Consider the following 1317-nt stretch of genomic DNA (forward strand, 5'->3'; position numbering starts at 1 on the left):
AGTTCTGCGGATACCCCGAAAAATATAACTCCTCAAACTTATGCCATCGATACGCCTTCAGTCTATAGTGACTGGAGACCTCCTCAAGTTTAATACATATTTACATAATAAAGTATATATAAGGCCCCCACTTAAATGGAGTATTTAGGTGGGGGTCTTTATATATTGGTTTTATAAACAATTAAAGAAAGCAAAGATGATACTTTTCTCTTTTTATAAAATAAGAAAAAAGTGTGTTATATGTATTGGCATTATAATCGCCCAGTGTCTAATAGACAATTGAATTTTTCTCGCATTTCAAAATATGTAAAATAACAAGTTTAAATATAGTCGTAACTTATAATATTTTTCATTAAATTTTACTAATTGTTATTAACATAAATTAACACGTATATTTTAGGTACAGAAAGTTAGATAGCAAGGAGGTAGTTAATCTGATGCTAGAGACAAAAAATTCTATAGATATGATAAACAATATAAATTATCATTTGGATCTTGGTAGGGGAAATAATCAACGTTTACAAGACTTTTCGAATGAACAAGACGTATTGCCATATCATGTTTACAAACAACTATTAAATAAACAAGCATCCCAAAAAGAATCGATTAGTCTAGCTCAACCATTTATTCATATTGATACTTTAGCACAAATTCTATATGAAGCATTTCATAATCAAACATTTACAGCTTTAGTACCTATTCTATTTGTTTTCCAACCGAATATTGTAACTGGTCTATCTACTCCAGGTGCTTATGCAATAGATTTTCATAATGATCATTTTATTCATTTAAAAGCCATCAATATTCAAGAATTTAAAACAGGAATAGGTGAGAAAAAAGGGCCTATAGCTATTGGATATATGATCAACCAAAGTACAAGCATTCATCATTCAAAAGAATTTTTGTATCCAAGGTTACAGGGCCAAACTACAGAGTGCATGTTAGCCTTACAAAAGCAATTACACATACATGGAGAGTTAGAAGATCAAATTCAGCTATCATTTGATTTCAAGAAAATAATGATGCCTTTAATAGTCTTACAATGGATTAAACAGACAACTTTATATTAAAAGAATAAAAAAGGTTGGTGATGCTGGAGATAGAGGGAAACATAAATTATCTTCTGTAACATCTAAACTTGCCACCAACCGTTATTAATAAAAATTGAAGTACTCTAACATTCATTTTCTGAATATTGAAAAAGGTGATTGCTATGTCTAAAAATGAAAAATTAAACAAATTACGTAATCAAGATTTAGATACAAAGGAATTGATTGGTTTAATCGATGAAAATGAATTAAAAAAGATAGCGGGTGC

General features: G+C 29.4%; 1 protein-coding gene and 1 pseudogene. Both read left to right on the forward strand.

Annotated elements, in window-relative coordinates; genetic code table 11:
- Positions 1-437 precede the first annotated feature (437 nt).
- On the forward strand, positions 438-1070 hold the full coding sequence (locus tag MR083_RS26625; RefSeq protein ID WP_242270090.1) for a hypothetical protein: 633 nt from the start codon (positions 438-440) through the stop codon (positions 1068-1070).
- Positions 1071-1213: 143 nt separating this feature from the next.
- Positions 1214-1317: pseudogene (locus MR083_RS26630) on the forward strand (class II lanthipeptide, LchA2/BrtA2 family); the annotation flags it as partial.

This window comes from Bacillus cereus group sp. BfR-BA-01408, assembly GCF_022663305.1.
In the GTDB taxonomy this organism is placed as follows: Bacteria; Bacillota; Bacilli; order Bacillales; family Bacillaceae_G; genus Bacillus_A; species Bacillus_A pacificus.